Below are 21,430 nucleotides of genomic sequence, written 5' to 3' on the forward strand. Positions count from 1 at the left end.
TAAAAATGCTTCAAAACCCGATAAAACCTCACATTTTCAATGAATAGGATGGCTCTTTTTCTATAATTGTTATAAAATATGTACTGTATGCAAAAATCATTGCTCCTTAGAATCGTACATATGAGCGTAAATTGAGAGGTTTGATAATAATGAAACTGAAAAAGCTGCTATCCTATTTGCACAATTCCGCAATAGAGGTTCATGAGGATCTAGATATTTCTTCTGTTGAAATGGACTCCAGAAAAGCCTCAGAAGGAAGCTTGTTTGTTTGTATCAGCGGCTACACTGTAGATGGCCATGATTATGCCGCAAAGGCAGCTGAGAGTGGCGCTGCTGCCGTATTAGCTGAAAGAGAGCTGGATTTGCCTGTACCAGTCTATGTCGTTTCTGATACAAAGAGAGCCTTGGCAGTATTATCAGATGCTTTTTACGGCCAGCCCACACACCATCTCCATCTTATTGGTGTGACAGGCACAAATGGAAAAACCACAACGACACATTTGATTGAAAAAGTACTTGATGCCGCTGAAAAACAAACTGGCCTGATCGGGACCATGTATATTAAAATCGGCGAAAAAACGGAAGAGGTTAAAAACACCACCCCTGATAGCCTGACGCTTCAGCAAACTTTCAGAAAAATGATCGATCACAATGTAGAAAACGCCATTATGGAAGTTTCGAGTCATGCCCTTCATATGGGACGTGTCCACGGCTGTGATTTTGATGTTGCCGTTTTTACAAATCTTTCACAGGATCATTTGGATTATCATAAAACAATGGATGCTTATAAACAGGCAAAAGGGCTATTATTTGCCCAGCTTGGTAATAAATTTGATTTGGAAAAGCCTAAATATGCCGTATTAAATCAGGATGATTCAGCTTCTGAGACATATAAGCACATGACTTCTGCTCATGTATTGACATACGGAATAGATGAGCCAGCTGATATTATGGCGAAAAACATTAAAATGACCTCTTCTGGAACGTCTTTTGATTTGGTCACAGCTGGAGAAACGGTTTCTCTTAATGTGAAGCTCATAGGAAAATTCAGTGTGTACAATATTCTTGCATGTACTGGTGCATGTCTTGCATCCGGTATTCCTCTTGCTGTCATAAAAGATGCTCTGGAAGAGATGGAAGGCGTAAGAGGCCGTTTTGAAGTCGTTGACGGCGGACAGCCTTTTACAGTGATCGTTGACTACGCCCACACTCCTGACAGTCTTGAAAATGTTCTGAAAACAGTCAAGCAATTCGCAGGCGGAAAAACGTTTGTTGTTGTAGGCTGCGGAGGAGACAGGGACAAAACGAAACGCCCGATTATGGCAGGAGTTGCAGTTGAATATGCTGATGAGCCCATATTTACATCCGATAATCCTAGAAGCGAATCCCCTAAAGAGATTCTGGCCGATATGGAAAAAGGTGTTCAAGGCGAATATTATCATTCCATTTCTAATAGAGAGCAGGCCATCTTTTTTGCCATTGCGAATGCTAAGGAAAATGATGTTGTCCTGATTGCAGGCAAAGGCCATGAAACCTATCAGATTATTGGAAAAGAAGTTTTTGATTTTGATGATCGGGAAGCTGCCTTAAGAGCGATTAAAGAGTATGGTGCAGCGAAATAACAAAAGGCTGTTTTCGCAAAGATTGTTGCTATTCGTATGGATGTGAAAACGCATGTAGATAGCCTCGTGGCATCTTTTCTTAAAATTTCCGTCTAACTTGCAGGGATATTCATGAAAAAGAGATAGGAAAACAACAAAGTTTAAGAAAAGAGCCTAACAAAATAACTTTCCGTCTTATATAGAAAAGGCGGAACCCTTATTTAATGGAATCCAGGATTATAGAAAACGCAGGAAAGAGTTGTGGAAAGTAATGGAATTGTTAAGTTTGAGTAAACATATTCACTGGAATCATACATATGATGAGCATGTTAAAACGGCTTATTGGAAGGAAGGAGGCAGATAATATGCTGCAGCAGGTCATTTTATTTACAATCATAATGGGATTTTTGATTAGCGTATTACTCTCTCCTATTCTAATTCCGTTTTTGAGAAGGCTGAAATTCGGGCAAAGCATAAGAGATGAAGGGCCCAAATCTCATCAGAAAAAATCAGGGACTCCCACAATGGGCGGCGTTATGATCATTCTCTCCATCATTATCACAACCCTGGTCATGACAGGAAAATTCTCAAAGCCGGGGGTAGAAACCTGGCTGCTGATTTTTGTTATGTTCGGTTATGGACTTCTTGGTTTTTTAGATGATTTTATCAAAGTAGTGATGAAAAGGAACCTTGGTTTAACGTCTAAGCAAAAGCTGATCGGCCAAATTATTATTGCTGTGATTTTCTACCTTGTGTTCAGACAATATGGTTTTTCAACAGCTATTCACATACCTGGAACTGATTTTTCCTTTGATCTTGGCTATATTTATGTGATTTTAATTGTTTTCATGCTTGTGGGCGGATCCAATGCTGTTAACCTTACGGATGGACTTGACGGACTTTTGTCAGGTACAGCAGCAATTGCGTTTGGTGCTTTTGCGGTTCTTGCCTGGAACCAGTCTCAATATGATGTTGCCATCTTTTGCGTTGCTGTAGTGGGGTCAGTACTTGGATTCCTTGTGTTTAATGCCCATCCAGCAAAAGTTTTCATGGGAGACACTGGATCACTTGCTCTCGGAGGAGCGATCGTAACAGTCGCTATTCTGACAAAGCTTGAGATTCTGTTAGTGCTTGTCGGAGGGGTTTTTGTCATAGAAACTCTTTCCGTTATCATTCAGGTTATTTCTTTTAAAACGACAGGGAAGCGGGTTTTCAAAATGAGCCCTCTTCATCACCATTATGAATTGATCGGCTGGTCGGAATGGCGCGTTGTCGTGACGTTCTGGGCGGTTGGTTTACTTTTTGCCGTACTTGGAATCTATATTGAGGTGTGGATGTAAGTGAAACAGATCGATACGTACAAAGGAAAAAATATATTAGTTATAGGACTTGCAAAAAGCGGCCTGGCAGCAGCCAAACTGCTCCATTCACTTGGAGCAAAGGTGACAGTGAATGACATGAAGCCCTACGAAGAGAATGAGGCCGCACAGGAGCTCGCTTCCATCGGCATCAGGGTGATCTGCGGCAGTCATCCCCTTGAACTTATTAAGGACGAGCACGTTGACGCAGTAGTGAAAAATCCGGGTATACCGTATAAAAATCCTCTGCTGCAGCTTGCTTTAGAAAAAAAACTGCCGATTATCACAGAGGTGGAACTTGCCTATCAAATTTCCGAAGCTGAAATCATCGGAATAACAGGCTCGAACGGAAAGACAACCACAACGACTCTTGTTTATGAAATGCTTAAAGAGGATGGACAGCGTCCGTTAATTGCCGGAAACATTGGTACAGTAGCCTGTGAGGTTGCCCAGAATGCAAAACCTGAAAATGTAATTGTGATGGAGCTTTCTTCCTTTCAGCTGCAAGGAACAGAAACGTTTAAACCAAAGGTTGCTGTGATATTGAACATCTTTGATGCTCACCTGGACTATCATGGCACGAGAAAAGAATATGCTGCTGCTAAAGGGAAAATATATGCTAACCAGACAGCAGATGAAATCGGAATTGTCAATTTGGATGACAAGGAAGTATGTGAACTGGCTGAGCTATCACATGCTTCAAAAGTTTATTTCTCTGTTCACAGGAAATTGGAAAAAGGGGCATACATATTTTCTGAGGCTATTTGGTACGATGATGAAAAAATTATTGAGATAAAAGATATCGTTCTTCCAGGAAAACATAACCTTGAAAATATCCTTGCAGCTTTATTAGCGGTAAAAACACAAAATTGCTCCAATGAGGCTATTCGCAAGGTCCTCACTGCTTTCAGCGGAGTAAAACACCGCCTTCAGTTTGTTGCATCAATTGAAGGAAGAAAGTTTTACAACGACTCAAAGGCAACTAATCTACTGGCAACAAGCAAGGCTCTGCAAGCCTTTGAGCAGCCTACAGTCCTTCTGGCCGGAGGTCTTGACAGGGGAAATGAATTTGATGAACTGAAGCCCTTCCTTTCCAATGTAAAAGCTCTCATAACATTTGGAGAAACAGCGCCTAAATTAGAGCGAATCGCAAGGGAAGCTGGAATAGAAGTCATAAAACGCGTCGATAATGTGGATACAGCGGCATCTGTGGCGTTTGATGAGTCTGAACAGGGAGATGTTATTCTTCTATCACCAGCTTGTGCAAGCTGGGATCAATACAAAACATTTGAACAAAGAGGAGACATTTTTGCAAACGCCGTGCATAAGCTAAAATAAGGGCTTGTACGAAAAAGGATGCCAAGCGATCCTTCAGCCCTAATATCTGAATATTGGGGTGTTTGGCATTGACCGCAAAAAAGTCTTCTCCAGACTTAATATTAGTTATTGTAACGCTGCTTTTGCTGACCATCGGATTAATTATGGTCTACAGTGCCAGTGCAGTATGGGCTGATTATAAATTTGAAGACTCCTTTTTCTTTGCTAAACGGCAGCTGCTGTTTGCCGGAATTGGAGTAGCAGGCATGTTTTTTATCATGAACGTGGATTATTGGACGTGGAGAACCTGGGCAAAGCTTTTGATTATCATCTGCTTTGTGCTGTTAATCGGCGTATTAGTTCCTGGAGTAGGAATGGTCAGGAATGGTTCCCGCAGCTGGATTGGCGTGGGGGCCTTTTCCATTCAGCCATCCGAATTTATGAAATTTGCGATGATCGCTTTTTTGGCAAAGTTTTTATCTGAGCACCAGAAAAAAATTACGTCCTTTCGAAAGGGATTGGTTCCTTCACTCGGTCTTGTTTTTTTGGCTTTTGGCATGATCATGCTTCAGCCGGATCTTGGAACTGGGACAGTAATGGTCGGAACGTGTATTGTGATGATTTTTGTAGCCGGTGCCAGGATAAGTCATTTTGCAGGACTTGGGCTCCTGGGCCTGACAGGATTCATTGGTCTTGTATTGTCTGCTCCATACCGGATAAAGAGGATCACCTCCTTTTTAGATCCATGGCAGGATCCGCTTGGCAGCGGATTTCAGATTATCCAATCCTTATATGCTATCGGACCTGGCGGTTTGTTTGGACTTGGACTTGGTCAAAGCAGGCAGAAATTCTTTTATTTGCCGGAGCCGCAAACGGATTTTATTTTTGCAATTCTATCGGAGGAGCTGGGTTTTATCGGAGGTTCTCTTATTCTTTTGCTTTTCAGTTTGCTTTTATGGCGGGGAATCAGAATTGCTCTTGGGGCGCCTGACTTATATGGAAGCTTTCTTGCCCTTGGCATCATCTCAATGGTTGCGATTCAGGTAATGATTAATGTAGGGGTTGTAACAGGCTTAATGCCGGTTACAGGCATCACGCTGCCTTTTTTAAGCTATGGCGGTTCGTCCCTTACGTTAATGCTGATGGCGATCGGAGTTCTTCTTAATATCAGCCGGTATGCCAAATATTAAAATATATTTCGTTATTAAATTGAATACAGGATAAACAATCCTTTCAGTAAGGCGTGGATATCCGTTATAATAAAACCCGGATGACCCTGTTGATGAAACAGGGTTTGTCCCATTTTAACAGTTGATTGGAACGGATACGGTAGACTCCTGCGGGAGTGCGAGTGAAGGGAGACCTAAGAGCAGGAGCATTGCTGCGAGGAGGCTTCCGAACCGCCCGCGGAAAGCGTACGCCTGCTAGCTGCAATCAACAGACAAATTTAACAGAGCTTAAAATTTAGTTACTGAGCGTCAAGCCATATTGTTAAATGGAGGATATCATATGAAAATAGCTGTAAGCGGCGGAGGTACTGGGGGCCATATCTATCCAGCACTTGCCCTGATCAATGAAATCAAAAAACAGGATGCACAAGCAGAATTTTTATACATAGGTACTGAAGCAGGACTTGAACAAAAAATTGTGACAGGCAGCAATATTCCATTTAAATCAATCGAAATAACTGGCTTCAAACGAAAGCTGTCGATGGAAAATGTGCGGACAGTGATGAGATTCCTTAAAGGGGTACAGGACAGTAAAAAATATTTGAAAGAGTTTAAACCGGATGTTGTGATAGGTACAGGCGGCTATGTTTGCGGGCCTGTCGTTTATGCGGCAGCAAAGCTTGGAATACCTACTGTTATCCATGAACAAAACAGCCTGCCGGGGTTAACGAATAAATTTCTTGCGAGATATGTTGATAAGGTTGCCATTTGTTTTGAAGAAGCACGGTCCTATTTCCCTGACACAAAAGTTGTCCTGACTGGCAATCCAAGAGCTTCAGAAGTTATTGGGATCAATAGTGATAAAGCGAAAGATGAATTGGGACTGAAGCCTGGGAAAAGAACGGTACTGATTGTAGGCGGAAGCAGAGGAGCTAAGCCTATTAACCAGGCTGTGATCGACATGCTTCCAGTCCTTAAGGAAAAAGATTACCAGATACTTTATGTCACGGGTGAAGTGCATCACGAGTCAGTATTAAAAGAAGTGGCGAAAATCGGAAATCCTTTCAATGTGATTATTAAGCCATTTATTTCGAATATGCCCGAAGTACTGGGCGGCATTGATTTAATTGTCGGCAGGGCAGGGGCAACCTCCCTGGCAGAAATAACAGCGCTCGGATTGCCGAGCATACTGATTCCAAGCCCTTATGTGACCGCGAATCATCAAGAAGTAAATGCCAGATCCCTCAGTGACCATGGCGCTGCTGTATTATTGCTTGAAAGTGAATTGAATGGCGCGGTGCTGCAGAAAGAGATAGATAGTATCATGGAGGAAAAAGGGCGCTTATTTGAAATGAGAGCAGCTTCTAAAAAACTGGGCATGCCAGATGCAGCTGCCCGTCTGTATGACGAAATGAAAAAACTATCCAAATAAAAGATCTAAATTGCTTGCAGCAGCTTTGAGGAGGGTATTATGGAAAATCTATTGAATGAATTAAAACAAGCAGAAATCGGCAAAGTTCTTGAGAATGAGCCGCTTGCAAAATACACAACCATTAAAATTGGAGGACCTGCGGATATCCTTGTCCAGCCTAAAGATATAAAAGCAATAGAGAAAACATTTGAGATTATAAAAAAGCAAGGTTCAAGCTGGAGAGCGATCGGACGGGGGTCCAACCTGCTAGTTTCGGATAATGGTATTGAAGGTGTCGTCATTAAACTGGGAGATGGTTTAGATCAGCTTGAAGTTGAAGGGGAGACAGTAAGAGTCGGCGGAGGTTTTTCCATCGTGAAGCTTTCAACGATGCTTAGCAAACAAGGACTGTCAGGACTTGAGTTTGCAAGCGGGATACCTGGATCAATTGGCGGAGCGGTTTATATGAATGCAGGAGCACATGGTTCTGATATGTCTAAAATACTTGTAAAATCACATGTGCTCTTTGAAGATGGAACAATGGAATGGCTTACTGCCGATGAGATGGAATATTCGTACCGAACCTCTGTCCTTCAGAAAAAGAGACCTGGAATCTGCCTAGAAGCAGTATTAAAGCTAAAGGCTGGCAAGAGAGAAGATATAACTGCTGAAATGCTGAAAAACAAAGATTACCGCAGGGAAACCCAGCCATGGAATTTCCCGTGTGCTGGAAGTATTTTCCGCAATCCGCTGCCTGAATATGCAGGCCAGCTTGTTGAAAAAGCAGGCTTAAAAGGGCATCAAATTGGCGGAGCGCAAATTTCTGAAATGCACGGCAATTTTATCGTGAACGCCGGGAATGCAACGGCTAAGGATGTACTTGATCTAATTGAATTTGTTAAAAAGACGATATTGGAAAAATACGGCGTAACGATGGAAACAGAAGTAGAAATTATTGGACGAAACCATTAGAAACCATCTCTATTTTTTCAGTACCTGTGATATAATGACCAATAAAGAAAGGATTAACGGCATCTAGTATGCCGTTTCTCTTTATGGAATTTTCTTCCTCGGGAAAGTGCTGATTGAAATGCTTATAAAAGATTACGTTATCACAATAAATCGGCTATCAAAGTCATTTCTAACATCACATAAGCCTTAAAAAAGTTTCGTATGGGTACATATATGAATTCTAGATATCAATTATATCTAGATGAGGTGAAATCAGATTGAATAATAGAGACGGACATGAAAATATTGTTCCTATTGATGAGAGGATTCCCAAACTCAAGGAACAGCGAAAGCAAAAGGCGAATAGAAGGCTGGTTTTCTTTTTATCCGTTTTTTTTATACTTCTGCTGATGGTGATTTATTTTCAGTCACCCTTAAGCAAAGTGGCTTCAATTGAGGTAAAGGGAAACCGGATCGTTTCTTCGAAAGATGTCATGAAACTTAGCGGAATTTCTACTTCTACTGGTTTTTGGAATATACAGAATGACAAGGTGATTGCCTCCATTTCAAAGCTGAAAGAAGTTAAAAATGTTCATATTTCTAAATCATTCCCTAATAAAGTGACGATCTCTATCGAAGAATATGATCGTATTGCTTATGCCGAGAAAAACGGAAAATACTATCCGATCCTTGAAAATGGCCAAGTTCTGGACTCACTGACTGCGCATTTGCCTTCAGACGCTCCATTGCTGATGAATTGGAAGGATGCTGACCAGATTCAGGAGATGGGGGCTGAACTGTCAAAGCTTCCCTTAGGGATTGTCAATTCTATCTCTGAAATATATCTTCAGCCCGAAAAAACAGATCCGGGCCACTTGACATTATATATGACGGAAGGCTATGAAGTAAGTGCGAGTATGAGGAATTTTGCAGAAAAAATGGAATCATATCCAGCAATCATTAAACAGCTGAACCCTGGTGCCAAAGGAGTTATCCATATGGAAGTCGGCACATATTTTGAATCCTTTGACAAGAAAGATGAAAACAAAGATAAAAAAGGCAGGTAAGAAGGATGAAACCAAGAGTTAAGTACATCATCCTCTCTTTAGTAATGCTTGTTTTGGGATTCCTTATTTCATTCTCATATCAGCTTACGAATGAAAGAAAGCAAGGGCACAATCTTTCTTCTGATCAATGGAAAGAAGAATATAAAGCACGGGAACAGCTAATTGGACAGGAAGACCAAAACAAGAAATTTCAAAGAGAACTATTTGAAAAGCAAGAAAAAGCCCGCGAGATTGAAGATAACTTAAAGAATGAAAAGAAGAGCTATTCATCATTAGTAGAAAACGTAAACAAATACCGGATGTATACCGGGGAAACCGGTGTTAAAGGACAAGGTGTACAAGTTACCCTTGATGATGCCTCTTATGTACCTGAAGGTGAGAATGTTAACAATTATATTGTGCATGAAGGTCATGTTTTTAAGGTAATTAACGAATTGCTGATATCGGGTGCATCTGCAGTATCAATTAACGGGCAAAGAATTTTCAGTGATTCTTATATCTTTTGCAACGGACCGGTTATAACGGTAGACGGCAGCCAATACCCGGCTCCATTCGTCATTTCCGCTATCGGGGATCCGGATACCCTGACAAAGGCTCTCAATATTTCAGGCGGAGTAGTTGAACAGCTGGCTTATGATAATGTCGTTGTCACCGTTCAGCATAAAGACATTAATATGGAACCAGTCCTTCAGGAGGACCGTTCTTCATAATGCCTTTTGATCATTGCAAGAAAGGTGATGCAGGTGTTTTTTAAGAAACCTCGTAAAAATTTGGGCTTTATCATTTTGTCTGCTGTATTTGGATTTATGCTTGCTATCCAGTTCCAGTCAATTAAAGAACCTGTTGAAAGAGATACGCGTGATATGTGGCAGCTCCGCGATGATCTTAAAAAAGAACAGGAAACACAATCGAATCTTCTTACCGAAATCCGTAAATATGATCAGATCCTTGAAACTTATAAAACCCAGCAAAATAAAAATCCTGAAACTGCTCTTGAACGCACCCTTGGAGACCTAAAAAAGGAAGCAGGACAGACCGATGTTAAAGGTGAGGGCATAACAATCACCATTGACACGCTCTTTAAGGATGAACTTCCTGGACAGGAAATCAAGCCAATTTCCCCTGAACTGCTGAGAAGGCTTATTAATGAGCTGAACTCTTATGATGCAGACTATATTTCAGTTGCCGGGAGAAGAGTGGTCAATACCACTGTGATAAGGGATATTAACGGGATTACAAAAATGGACGGGTACAGCCTAAGGGAGTATCCGATTGAAATTAAAGTTATTTCGAAAAATGCTGCAAAGCTTCATAACCGAATGAAAGCATCCAGCACAGACGAGAATTTTGCCATTGACAATCTAAGTCTTAAAATTTCCGATACTCAAAAAAACATTACGATTCCTGCCTATGATGAGGAGATCAGGACAAACTATTTACACCCGCTTAATATGGATAAAGGAGGAATGAAGTAATGTGGCTTCCTGTCCTTGGCTTAATACTTGGTGTAGTACTTGGTCTTTTTACTGAATTCAGAATACCGGCCGAATACTCAAATTATTTATCGATTGCCATATTGGCTGCTCTTGACACCCTTTTTGGAGGAATCAGAGCCCAGCTTCAGAATATTTATGACGAACTTGTTTTTGTTTCAGGTTTCTTTTTTAATATTCTTTTGGCAACAGGTTTGGCTTTTCTCGGAGTGTATCTTGGTGTAGACTTATATTTAGTTGCTATTTTTGCCTTTGGAGTAAGATTGTTCCAGAACATTGCGGTTATTAGGAGAATCTTAATTTCCAAATGGAGTTCTTCCAGAGAAAAACTCAAAAAAAATTGAATTTCTTAAAGGGAATAAAAAGGTATATGACGAATAATCTTTTTATTGCTATCTAACCTGCAAATAAAAGATAAGCGTATATCCTATAAAAGTCCTGTTAATAATTGGGGACTTTAGCTGTAATGTGACTGTAATACAAGTAATATTGTATTGTTGTTCATCTAATAATAGAATAGAAATGATAGAGAGATAGGAGGTGCCATAGAATGAACAGCAGTGAAATCTTCGTTAGTCTTGACATCGGTACATCCAGTGTTAAAGTGATTATTGGTGAGATGGCCGATGAGAGCCTTAATATTATCGGTGTCGGAAATGTGAAATCTGAAGGATTGAAAAAAGGTTCTATAGTTGATATAGACGAAACAGTTCATTCTATCCGCAAAGCGGTAGAACAGGCTGAAAGAATGGTGGGAATTCCTCTTAAACGTGTGGTAGTAGGTGTAACAGGCAATCATGTACACCTGCAGGAATGCCATGGTGTAGTGGCAGTTTCCAGTGAAAACAGGGAAATTTCCAATGAAGACATCCACCGTGTTATAGAAGCAGCTCAAGTGGTTTCTGTTCCACCGGAAAGAGAAATTATTGATGTCATTCCAAGGCAATTTATTGTGGACGGTCTTGATGAGATCAATGATCCAAGAGGCATGCTTGGAGTAAGGCTTGAAATGGAAGGCACACTTATTACAGGCTCTAAAACCATCTTACATAATTTGCTCCGCTGTGTAGAGCGGGCAGGTCTTGAAATTACTGACATATGTCTTCAGCCCCTTGCAGCCGGCTCTGTTGCCCTTTCTAAAGATGAAAAGAACCTTGGAGTAGCCCTTGTTGATATTGGGGGAGGCTCAACAACAGTAGCTGTATTTGAACAAGGACATCTAGTATCAACAAGTGTTCTTCCAATTGGCGGGGAACATATTACAAAAGATTTGTCTATTGGTTTGCGGGCCACTACGGAAGAAGCAGAACGCATTAAATTAAAATATGGGCATGCCTACTACGATCATGCTTCCAGCGAAGAAGTTTTTGAGGTTTCCATAATTGGAACAGATCAAAAGCAGGCATTTTCACAGCTGGAAATTTCAGATATTATAGAAGCAAGACTTGAAGAATTATTTGAAATGCTTCAGCATGAGTTAAACAGGCTTGGCATACGCGAGCTTCCAGGAGGATTTGTGCTGACTGGCGGTACTGTCAGTCTGCCGGGAGTCCTTGAACTCTCTCACGCCATTTTGGAAAGCAATGTCCGTATAGCAAGCCCTGACTATATTGGAGTCAGGGAGCCGAAATACATGACAGGAGTTGGACTTATCCAATTTGCCTTTAAAAATGCAAAAATTCAAGGCAGAAAAATTGGTTCCAATGTTTCGGCTGAATTTTATCCTGAAACTGCTGCAGCAAGAGAAGAAGCACCGCCGCAGCGTGTAAAGCCAAAAGTTAAACCAAATGAAGATGAGAAGAAAACCAGCAAAATGAAAAAGTTTTTTGGGTACTTCTTCGAGTGAGACGATTGTCTAAAACTTTGCTATTTGGTATGCGTCCCGGTTTTATTTCCGGGTTTTCAGTGGAGAGCTAAGCAGTGCCGCGTTTATCCAGACGATAAGCGAAGGGCCGCCATACAAACAGTTTTTTCAAAGAAAAGCGCCTGAGTAAGTGGGTTCAACCAGAAGTGATTTAATGGATTAGGAGGATTTTGCATGTTGGAGTTTGATACAAATATCGATGGTTTAGCAACCATAAAGGTAATAGGTGTTGGCGGCGGCGGAAACAATGCTGTTAACCGCATGATCGAGCATGGAGTTCAAGGGGTAGAATTCATTGCAGTCAATACAGATGCACAAGCTTTGAATCTATCAAAAGCAGAAATTAAAATGCAGATTGGCTCAAAGCTTACTAGAGGGCTTGGCGCTGGAGCTAATCCTGAAGTAGGAAAAAAAGCTGCAGAAGAAAGCAAAGAACAAATTGAAGAAGCGCTTAGAGGAGCTGACATGGTATTTGTAACCGCAGGTATGGGTGGCGGAACAGGTACTGGAGCAGCCCCTGTCATTGCCCAAATCGCAAAAGACCTCGGTGCTTTGACAGTCGGCGTTGTAACAAGACCGTTCACTTTTGAAGGCAGAAAACGTGCAATGCAAGCATCAGGCGGAATTTCTTCGATGAAGGAAGCAGTAGATACCCTTATCGTCATTCCAAATGACCGTTTGCTTGAGATTGTTGATAAAAACACACCAATGCTAGAAGCATTCCGTGAAGCTGATAATGTTCTGAGACAAGGTGTACAAGGTATTTCAGATCTAATCGCTGTTCCTGGTTTAATCAATCTGGACTTTGCAGATGTAAAAACTATTATGTCCAACAGAGGCTCTTCTCTAATGGGTATTGGTGTGGCTACTGGGGAAAACCGTGCAGCTGAAGCGGCTAAAAAAGCGATTTCCAGCCCGCTTCTTGAAACATCCATCGATGGAGCTCAAGGTGTACTTATGAATATTACCGGCGGCACAAACCTTAGCCTTTATGAGGTTCAGGAGGCAGCTGATATTGTAGCTTCAGCTTCTGACCAGGAAGTTAATATGATTTTCGGTTCTGTTATTAACGAAAATCTGAAAGATGAAATTATAGTAACTGTTATTGCTACTGGTTTTAACGAACAGGAAGTTAACCCGACAAAACCTTCCCGTCCTTTCGGAAGCTCTAAACAGAATCCAATTCCATCTCAGTCTCAGCCGCAAAGAAGAGAAATAAAAAGGGACGAGCCAGTTCAAGAACCTCACCGCAATACTCAGCAAGGGGAAGATACGCTCGACATTCCGACTTTCCTTAGAAATAGAAATAAAAGACGGTAATGAAATGAAAAACACGGCCATCGGCCGTGTTTTTTATTTCATCCCCTAATATGACATTCCGCCTATACAGTTCTTGCATACCCGTGTTTTAATGGAGAGGTGAAGGAAAAGAGATGGGAGGAAAACATGTTTTGGGATGCAGGGGACCACGTATTTGAGGTATTCTCATTTGGACACTTGATGGCGATTGGTTTCTTAGCAATAAATGTTCTGCTTTTATATAGTTTAAAAAATAAAAAGAAAGACGGTCTCTCAAGATCAATTGAAATAGGTGTTGCTGTATTGCTCCTCCTGCTTGAATGTCTGTACCATATTTGGCAGCTGCAATATGGGAAATGGAAGGTTTCTCATTCTCTGCCGCTTGAACAATGCAGTATCAGTTTGCTGTTAACCATTATTCTGTTGTTTACCGGGAGCAGAAGATTGTATGATATTGTTTTCTTTACAGGAATAGCAGGTGCTCTGCAGGCGATCAGTACTCCAGTCCTCTTTGTCAATTTCCCTCATTTCAGATACTTTCATTTTTTCCTCACGCACATAGGAATTATATGGACTTCACTGTATTTCACCTGGATGAAAGGCTATAAGCCTACCTTTTTTTCTCTTTTAAAAGCAATGCTTTTTCTAAATATTCTCCTGCCTTTTATCCTCCTAGTGAATAAGATGGTAAACGGAAATTATATGTTTTTATCAAGAAAACCCGCTACCGGAAGCATTTTAGATTTTCTTGGTCCCTATCCATGGTATATCGTATCACTGGAAGCAGTTGCTTTCATTATGTTCTTTGTTTTATGGCTTCTTTTCAGAGAAAGAAAGCATAACCAGGGGAAATCAAAGAATTATCCTGGTCAAACTCCAGTATAAAAACAAGAAAGAGGTTCCTTTCTCCTTTGAAAGAAACCTCTTTTTTTGATTCTCTTTCCGACAAAATTCCTCTAAAAAACTCTCTTTTATTATACGCCAAATGACAGACTTCACCGGACTGCCTGCTTTATACTTGATGCTATACAAAGGAAAAACTTGGAGAATAATAAGAAGTTAAAACAGGGGCGGGGATTTCGTTTGACCGTTTACTTAGATGTTATTTGGATCCTCAATCTAAGTTTTGATCTTTTGCTGCTGCTGCTTACTGCTATAATTTTAAAGCGTTCCCTTAAAATATGGCGCTTGGCAGCTGGAGCGCTGATTGGATCTTCCATTATTCTTCTCATGTTCACCCCTCTCGGACCAGTTGTTTCAGAACCAGCCGGTAAAGCTGTCATTTCCATCTTAATGGTTCTTCTATCATTTGGATTTAAACGGTTTCGGTATTTTTTTCAAAACCTTCTCATGCTGTATTTTGTCACATTTATGCTAGGTGGAGGCATTATCGGAGTTCATTACTTCCTCCAATCTGAAGCAACTTATGCAAATGGAATTGTCATGACCCATTCGAAAGGAATGGGCGACCCTGTAAGCTGGATGTTTGTGGTTATTGGCTTTCCGGCTATATGGTTATTCTCTAAGAAACGGATGGAGGAAGCAGAGACTAAGAAAATTCAATATGAAGAAATTGTTACGGTGCACATTGCCATTGAGCAGCAATTTTTTGAACTCAAGGGATTGGTGGATAGCGGAAATCAGCTTACTGATCCTTTAACAAAAATACCAGTTATGATTTTAGATACAAAAAAAGCTGCTGACCGTTTGCCTAAAGAGCTGGCAGAAAAGGTATTGAAAGGGGATATACTGGAGGACTTCTCAAATGGAGATTTTCCTTGGCTTTCCAGGATGAGAATTATTCCATACAGAGGAGTTGGACAAAGCCATCAGTTTCTCATTGGAATCAAACCTGATGAAGTAACAATTCTTACCGAAAATGACCGAATATCTGTGAAAAAAGTGATTATTGGACTAAGCTCGTCTACTCTCTCAACTGATGGAGATTTTGATTGTATCGTTCACCCGCATATGCTGAAAAACGGTGAAGCTGAAAACGTTTCTTGACCAATTAGCTTCAGGGATCAGAAATACAGCCAATTATTTTTATGATACTCAGAGGAAAAAGATATTAGAAGGGGGAGAATCATGAAAAAGTGGAAATTGCGTCTTACCTTACTTTGGTACAAATTATTAATGAAATTGGGAATCAAGACAGATGAGATCTATTATATTGGCGGAAGTGAAGCATTGCCGCCCCCGCTTTCAAAAGAAGAGGAAGAAGTCCTGCTCAAAAAACTGCCGAATGGAGATCAAGCAGCACGTTCTATATTGATTGAAAGGAATCTAAGGCTTGTTGTCTACATTGCACGAAAATTTGAGAACACAGGAATTAATATCGAGGATTTAATCAGTATTGGCACAATTGGTCTCATCAAAGCGGTTAATACGTTTAATCCGGAAAAGAAAATCAAGCTGGCTACATATGCTTCCCGCTGCATTGAAAATGAAATCCTCATGTATTTAAGAAGAAACAATAAAATCCGTTCCGAGGTTTCATTTGATGAGCCTCTGAATATTGACTGGGATGGAAATGAACTCCTTCTATCTGACGTACTTGGAACAGAGGACGACATCATTACAAAAGATCTTGAAGCCAATGTGGACCGCAAACTCCTGCTTAAAGCACTTCAGCAGCTGAATGACAGAGAAAAGCAAATTATGGAGCTGCGTTTCGGACTGCAAGGGGGAGAAGAAAAAACCCAAAAAGATGTCGCAGATATGCTCGGCATATCCCAGTCTTATATTTCGAGACTGGAAAAGAGAATTATTAAGCGGCTTAGAAAGGAATTTAACAAAATGGTTTAAAAAAGGCACTTTTCTTAAACTTTGTTTTTAATCCATATAAGTAAATTCAGAGCTAAAATAAATCTGCGGATTTTAAGATTAGATGCTGCGAAACTAATCTTTATGCATGTTCTAAGCCCATACGAATAGCGACAATTTTTCCAAAACCAGTCTAAAAAATAGAGGTTTCTTAAAGGGGTGCTGCGGTCTAATTCGCGGCCTCTTTTTTCATTCCATATTTTTAATGACACTAAAAACAGGTCTAAAAAACTTCATAAAAATATTTTTGTTAAAGGAGTGCTTGAAACACCTGGTTTTGACAAAAAGAGGAAGAGTTCCCTCTTTTTAAATGTGCATATTTTTCCATCCCGGGGAGATACTGAACTCTGTACAGCAACTCCTGCAGGGAGGGAAAGAATTGACACGAAATAAAGTTGAGATTTGCGGAGTAGATACATCTAAGCTTCCAGTACTAAAGAACGATGTGATGCGGAAATTATTCACAGAAATGCAAAGCGGAGATACTTCTGCAAGAGAAAAACTGGTCAATGGCAATCTCAGGCTGGTTTTAAGTGTTATTCAACGATTTAACAATAGAGGCGAATTTGTAGATGATCTTTTTCAAGTCGGCTGTATTGGTTTGATGAAGTCTATCGACAATTTCGATCTCGGTCAAAATGTTAAATTCTCTACATATGCTGTTCCAATGATTATAGGAGAGATCCGGCGCTATCTGAGGGATAACAATCCGATAAGAGTATCCAGATCACTCAGGGACATAGCATACAAAGCTCTTCAGGTAAGGGAAAGGCTTATAAGCGAAACATCAAAAGAACCTACAGCAGAGGAAATTGCCCGTGTTCTGGAAGTGCCCCATGAAGAAATTGTATTTGCTTTAGATGCTATACAGGATCCAGTTTCTCTTTTTGAGCCCATCTACAATGATGGCGGTGATCCGATCTATGTAATGGACCAGTTGAGTGATGAACGTAACAGGGATACTCATTGGATTGAAGAGATTGCTTTAAAAGAGGGAATGCGCAGATTAAATGACAGGGAGAAAATGATTTTGCGGAAACGATTCTTCCAGGGAAAAACTCAAATGGAAGTAGCAGATGAAATTGGCATCTCACAGGCTCAAGTCTCAAGGCTTGAAAAAGCGGCCATCAGGCAAATGAACAAAAACATTCAGCAATGATATACTCCATGAAAAGACAGCCTGCTAGATAAGGCTGTTTTTTCTGCTTTAACAAGAAATTCACTTGCCCTATCAATAATGGCAAATTGTTATATCTTCGAATACAAACCGTTTGTGGTTCATAAGTTGATAGAAGAAAACTTATGTCTGGAGGGTTGTTTGAATGATGAATATTTCTGAATTTCAAACGAAAGACGTTGTAAATGTTTCGGACGGCAAAAAACTCGGTAACATTGGTGACTTTGATATTAATGTGACATCAGGTAAAATACAGGCGATTATCATTAGCGGTCATGGGAGAGTTTTAGGATTTTTCGGAAAAGATGAGGAATTTGTCATCCCTTGGAGGAATATCGTGAAAATTGGCGAAGATGTTATCTTAGTAAGAATCAACCGCAATCAGGAGCAAATTACGGAATAAAAATGCTGATTCTTCTAAACGTTATGGAAAAGATGTGGTAAAATGTGTACTATGAAGTCTTGCAATCATTCAAGTAAGGACTGGTAAAATGAGCAATGAAATTTTTCAGCAGCAGGAAATAGCATACTTAACCATTCCTTTAATGGATAAGCTTCATCCTTCATTAATTATAGGTTTTACAGCCTCTGGCGGAGGCACAAGCACTGATTGCTACTCCAGTTTAAATATGGGTCTCCATGTTGGCGATGATCCGGAAGGTGTCAGAGAAAATCGTCGCATAATGGCGGAAAAGCTGGACCTGCCGCTTCAAAATTGGGTCTATGCAGACCAAGTGCATGATAACAAAATTTATAAAGCAGCTTCACCTGATAAAAGCAAGGGTACCATTGATTACAGCAGTGCAATTCCTGCTACTGACGGTCTTTATACGAAAGATAAGAACCTTATGCTTGCCCTTTGTTATGCGGACTGTGTTCCTCTCTATTTTTTTGATAAAGAACAGTCTATGATTGGAACAGCACACGCAGGGTGGAAGGGAACTGTCAAAAATATTGCAGGAGAAATGGTTAAGTGCTGGGTAAACGCGGAGAAATCAAATCCTGCTAACATTGCTGCTGCAATTGGACCATCAATAGGTCCATGCTGCTATACAGTAGATGACAGAGTCATTCAGCAAATTGAATTGTTACATCTGGATGGCAAAAAAACATACGATAAATCTGCTGAAGGCCAGTATTCCTTGAATCTAAAGGAATTAAACAGGCAGCTTCTTATTAAAGCTGGATTAAAGGAAGAAAATATTTATGTATCCTCTTATTGTACAAGCTGCGAAAAAGACCTGTTTTTCTCACACCGCAGGGATACTGGGAAAACAGGAAGAATGATTGGCTTTATTGGCATGAAAGAGGAGGAAGCATCCGGTTGAATGTAGCTGAAAATCTTGAAATAATTAAAAACCGTATAAATGAAGCATGTAAAAGAGCAAATAGAAATTCAAAAGAAGTAACCATTATTGCTGTTACGAAATATGTATCAGTAGACAAAGCAGTTGAGGCGCTTGAAGCAGGGGCTTTTCATCTTGGTGAAAACCGAGATGAAGGCCTTACACATAAATTTGATTGCATAGGGAACAAGGCAGTATGGCATTTTATTGGTTCTCTGCAATCCCGAAAAGTCAAAAATGTAATTGATAAAATTACATATATTCATTCTCTGGACAGGCTGTCATTGGCAAGCGAAATAGACAAACGTTCAGTAAAGCCAGTAAAATGCTTTGTTCAAGTGAATGTCTCAGGAGAGGAATCTAAGCATGGAATAGAGCCGGAAAAAGTCATTCCGTTCGTAAAGGAATTGACAGGCTTTACAAATATTCAAGTTATCGGGCTTATGACGATGGCTCCAAATACGGATGATGCATCTGTTATCAGGAGCTGTTTCAAACGCTTGAAAAGCCTGCAAAAAGAAATTAAGGATTTAAATCTCGCAAGGATCCCTTGCAGTGAGCTGTCAATGGGCATGTCCAATGACTATGAAATCGCCATTGAGGAAGGTGCTACATTTATACGCATCGGTTCTTCGTTGGTAGGAAATGAAACAGGAGGTGTTTAGAATGAGTATTAAAAACCGGTTTAAAAACTTTTTCGCACTAGACGAAGAGGATGAATACGAGTATGTTGAAACGGATACTTATCCGGAAGAAAATGTTCAGCATGATCCTGCATCTGTAAAACGTGAAGGAAAGCAAAATGTTGTTAGTTTGCAAAGTGTTCAAAAATCCTCTAAAGTTGTGCTATGTGAGCCAAGAGTATACGCAGAAGCCCAGGATATTGCGGATCAGCTTAAAAATCGCCGTGCTGTTGTAGTAAATCTGCAGCGGATCACTCACGACCAGGCAAAGCGGATTGTAGATTTTCTGAGCGGTACTGTTTATGCCATTGGAGGCGACATCCAGCGGGTCGGGATGAATATCTTTTTATGTACACCTGATAACGTAGATGTATCGGGAGCTATATCCGAGTTCACAACAGAAGATGAACCTCAAAGGTGGTAATGTTGAATGGGAGTGCTTTACACTGTTTTAAGCTATTTGCTTGAATTTTATTCAATTGCGATTATTATTTATTTGCTGATGTCGTGGATTCCAAATGCAAGAGAATCAGCCATTGGCTTATTTTTAGCAAGAATATGCGAGCCTTTTCTTGAACCATTTCGCAGAATAATTCCACCTATCGGAATGATTGATATTTCCCCGATCGTAGCTCTTTTTGCTTTGAATTTAGCAAAGTCCGGTTTGCTTGCAATATTTAGGATGATTGGGTAAAAGGAACTTCTAAAGGTTCCTTTTTTTTAATGGCTGTTTTCGCAAAGATTCTTTCTGTTCGTAAATGCTTTTATCACGCATTTTGACTTGCTTCGGGGCATCTTTTCTTAAGGCTGTTTTCTCAGAGATTGTTGCTACTCGTACTATCCTTGAACACGTATTAAGACTTACTGCGTGGCATCTTTTCTTAAAATTCACAACGGTATATTGGTTCGCATTCATCTAAGATAGATGAGAAAGCAACAAAGTTTAAGAAAAGAGCCTTTTTAATTCAATGTAAATTTATAAAAAGGAATTTGGTGATGCAAGATGGATCAGCTTTTTCAGCATTTCCGCGAGGAAGAAAGAATATTTTTGGAAAAGGTTTTAGGCTGGAAACAGCAGGTTGAAGAAACCTACAGCCACAAATTAACTGATTTTTTGGACCCGAGAGAACAGGATATGACAGAAGCTGTTATTGGCAGCAGCCAAGAAGTGAAGGTAATGTTTTTTGGAGGACATCCAAATGTGGAAAGAAAGAGAGCGATTCTCTATCCTGATTATTTCAATCCGGAAGAAGATGATTTTCAGGTATCCTTGTTCAAAATTCAGTACCCGGACAAATTCATTTCTATTGAACACAGGCAGGTTTTAGGGTCACTTTTGTCACTTGGGCTAGATAGGGCCAAATTTGGTGATATTCTGTTTCATGAAAATCAGGTTCAGCTCGCAGCCGCAAAAGAATACGAACCATTTTTATTAATGAACTTTCATGAAATCGGAAAATCAAAAATCTCTTTGATTCCAATTGCGTTTTCTGAAATCATTGAACCGAAGGAAGAAATACAGGAAATGTCATCTACAGTATCTTCTTTAAGGCTGGATGCAGTAGCCGCAGCTATCTACAATCTGTCAAGGCAAAAAGTGCAATCACTTATTTCCGGAGGAGCAGTAAAAGTAAACTTTCGGGTAGTGGAGCAAACTTCTTTTCTCTGCAGAGAAGGAGATACTTTATCAATAAGGGGCTATGGAAGAAGCAAACTGGTGTCCATAGAAGGGAAAACAAAAAAGGAGAAAATCCGTATTATTGCTGGCAGGCAAAAATAATTTGCCGAAATAGCAGGATAATGACCAAATCTGTAGAAATATGCTTTATAATGGTCTATAGATCGGATTTTTTCTCTAAACATTATGG

Annotated in this window: 22 protein-coding genes; all 22 read left to right on the forward strand. The window is 40.2% G+C overall.

The window, feature by feature from the left end; genetic code table 11:
• The first annotated feature begins 149 nt into the window (after positions 1-149).
• The 22 genes from ACOT8F_RS01355 to ACOT8F_RS01460 all read left to right on the forward strand — a co-directional run bounded on the left by ACOT8F_RS01355 (position 150) and on the right by ACOT8F_RS01460 (position 21,342).
• A complete protein-coding gene (locus ACOT8F_RS01355; RefSeq protein ID WP_421649754.1) occupies positions 150-1,622 on the forward strand; it encodes a UDP-N-acetylmuramoyl-L-alanyl-D-glutamate--2,6-diaminopimelate ligase in 1,473 nt (490 codons plus the stop codon).
• A gap of 344 nt (positions 1,623-1,966) precedes the next feature.
• Positions 1,967-2,941, forward strand: a complete 975-nt coding sequence (mraY, locus tag ACOT8F_RS01360; protein ID WP_421649755.1) for a phospho-N-acetylmuramoyl-pentapeptide-transferase — start codon at positions 1,967-1,969, stop codon at positions 2,939-2,941.
• Positions 2,942-4,297 (forward strand): UDP-N-acetylmuramoyl-L-alanine--D-glutamate ligase, encoded by a 1,356-nt coding sequence (murD, locus tag ACOT8F_RS01365; protein WP_421649756.1) that lies wholly within the window; start codon positions 2,942-2,944, stop codon positions 4,295-4,297.
• 68 nt (positions 4,298-4,365) lie between these two features.
• Positions 4,366-5,466 carry a stage V sporulation protein E gene (gene spoVE / locus ACOT8F_RS01370; RefSeq protein ID WP_421649757.1) on the forward strand — a complete coding sequence of 367 codons (1,101 nt, stop codon included), beginning with the start codon at positions 4,366-4,368 and terminating at the stop codon, positions 5,464-5,466.
• A 319-nt stretch (positions 5,467-5,785) separates the two neighbouring features.
• Positions 5,786-6,877, forward strand: a complete 1,092-nt coding sequence (murG, locus tag ACOT8F_RS01375) for an undecaprenyldiphospho-muramoylpentapeptide beta-N-acetylglucosaminyltransferase (RefSeq protein WP_421649758.1) — start codon at positions 5,786-5,788, stop codon at positions 6,875-6,877.
• Positions 6,878-6,916: 39 nt separating this feature from the next.
• Positions 6,917-7,828: a UDP-N-acetylmuramate dehydrogenase gene (gene murB / locus ACOT8F_RS01380; RefSeq protein WP_421649759.1), complete on the forward strand. Its 912-nt coding sequence runs from the start codon at positions 6,917-6,919 to the stop codon at positions 7,826-7,828.
• Positions 7,829-8,085: 257 nt separating this feature from the next.
• Entirely contained in the window at positions 8,086-8,874 is a 789-nt protein-coding gene (locus ACOT8F_RS01385) for a cell division protein FtsQ/DivIB (RefSeq protein ID WP_421649760.1), read from the forward strand.
• Between the two features lie 5 nt (positions 8,875-8,879).
• Entirely contained in the window at positions 8,880-9,584 is a 705-nt protein-coding gene (locus ACOT8F_RS01390) for a DUF881 domain-containing protein (protein ID WP_421649761.1), read from the forward strand.
• 33 nt (positions 9,585-9,617) lie between these two features.
• The gene (locus ACOT8F_RS01395; RefSeq protein WP_421649762.1) at positions 9,618-10,349 is read left to right on the forward strand and encodes a DUF881 domain-containing protein; all 732 of its coding nucleotides are present in this window, start codon (positions 9,618-9,620) and stop codon (positions 10,347-10,349) included.
• The gene (locus ACOT8F_RS01400; RefSeq protein ID WP_421649763.1) at positions 10,349-10,711 is read left to right on the forward strand and encodes a small basic family protein; all 363 of its coding nucleotides are present in this window, start codon (positions 10,349-10,351) and stop codon (positions 10,709-10,711) included. The genes ACOT8F_RS01395 and ACOT8F_RS01400 overlap by 1 nt, the downstream gene beginning before the upstream one ends.
• A 206-nt stretch (positions 10,712-10,917) precedes the next feature.
• Positions 10,918-12,213, forward strand: coding sequence for a cell division protein FtsA (gene ftsA, locus ACOT8F_RS01405; protein ID WP_421649764.1), 1,296 nt, complete (start codon positions 10,918-10,920; stop codon positions 12,211-12,213).
• A 192-nt stretch (positions 12,214-12,405) separates the two neighbouring features.
• Positions 12,406-13,551, forward strand: coding sequence for a cell division protein FtsZ (gene ftsZ / locus ACOT8F_RS01410; RefSeq protein ID WP_421649765.1), 1,146 nt, complete (start codon positions 12,406-12,408; stop codon positions 13,549-13,551).
• Positions 13,552-13,677: 126 nt separating this feature from the next.
• Positions 13,678-14,415, forward strand: a complete 738-nt coding sequence (locus ACOT8F_RS01415) for a YwaF family protein (protein WP_421649766.1) — start codon at positions 13,678-13,680, stop codon at positions 14,413-14,415.
• A 198-nt stretch (positions 14,416-14,613) separates the two neighbouring features.
• Positions 14,614-15,537 (forward strand): sigma-E processing peptidase SpoIIGA, encoded by a 924-nt coding sequence (gene spoIIGA / locus ACOT8F_RS01420; RefSeq protein ID WP_421649767.1) that lies wholly within the window; start codon positions 14,614-14,616, stop codon positions 15,535-15,537.
• Between the two features lie 81 nt (positions 15,538-15,618).
• Positions 15,619-16,338: an RNA polymerase sporulation sigma factor SigE gene (gene sigE, locus ACOT8F_RS01425; RefSeq protein ID WP_421649768.1), complete on the forward strand. Its 720-nt coding sequence runs from the start codon at positions 15,619-15,621 to the stop codon at positions 16,336-16,338.
• Between the two features lie 397 nt (positions 16,339-16,735).
• Complete coding sequence (gene sigG, locus ACOT8F_RS01430) at positions 16,736-17,515, forward strand: RNA polymerase sporulation sigma factor SigG (RefSeq protein WP_421649769.1); 780 nt, start codon at positions 16,736-16,738, stop codon at positions 17,513-17,515.
• A gap of 163 nt (positions 17,516-17,678) precedes the next feature.
• Complete coding sequence (locus tag ACOT8F_RS01435; protein ID WP_421649770.1) at positions 17,679-17,936, forward strand: YlmC/YmxH family sporulation protein; 258 nt, start codon at positions 17,679-17,681, stop codon at positions 17,934-17,936.
• An 88-nt stretch (positions 17,937-18,024) separates the two neighbouring features.
• The gene (gene pgeF, locus ACOT8F_RS01440; protein WP_421649771.1) at positions 18,025-18,861 is read left to right on the forward strand and encodes a peptidoglycan editing factor PgeF; all 837 of its coding nucleotides are present in this window, start codon (positions 18,025-18,027) and stop codon (positions 18,859-18,861) included.
• The gene (locus ACOT8F_RS01445) at positions 18,858-19,544 is read left to right on the forward strand and encodes a YggS family pyridoxal phosphate-dependent enzyme (protein ID WP_421649772.1); all 687 of its coding nucleotides are present in this window, start codon (positions 18,858-18,860) and stop codon (positions 19,542-19,544) included. The genes pgeF and ACOT8F_RS01445 overlap by 4 nt, the downstream gene beginning before the upstream one ends.
• Before the next feature lies 1 nt (position 19,545).
• A complete protein-coding gene (locus ACOT8F_RS01450; protein WP_421649773.1) occupies positions 19,546-19,986 on the forward strand; it encodes a cell division protein SepF in 441 nt (146 codons plus the stop codon).
• A 6-nt stretch (positions 19,987-19,992) separates the two neighbouring features.
• On the forward strand, positions 19,993-20,256 hold the full coding sequence (locus ACOT8F_RS01455; protein ID WP_421649774.1) for a YggT family protein: 264 nt from the start codon (positions 19,993-19,995) through the stop codon (positions 20,254-20,256).
• A gap of 309 nt (positions 20,257-20,565) precedes the next feature.
• Positions 20,566-21,342, forward strand: coding sequence for a YlmH family RNA-binding protein (locus ACOT8F_RS01460; protein ID WP_421649775.1), 777 nt, complete (start codon positions 20,566-20,568; stop codon positions 21,340-21,342).
• Positions 21,343-21,430: the final 88 nt, after the last annotated feature.

Source organism: Chryseobacillus diguaensis (assembly GCF_049220665.1).
Classification (GTDB): domain Bacteria; phylum Bacillota; class Bacilli; order Bacillales; family Bacillaceae; genus Metabacillus_B.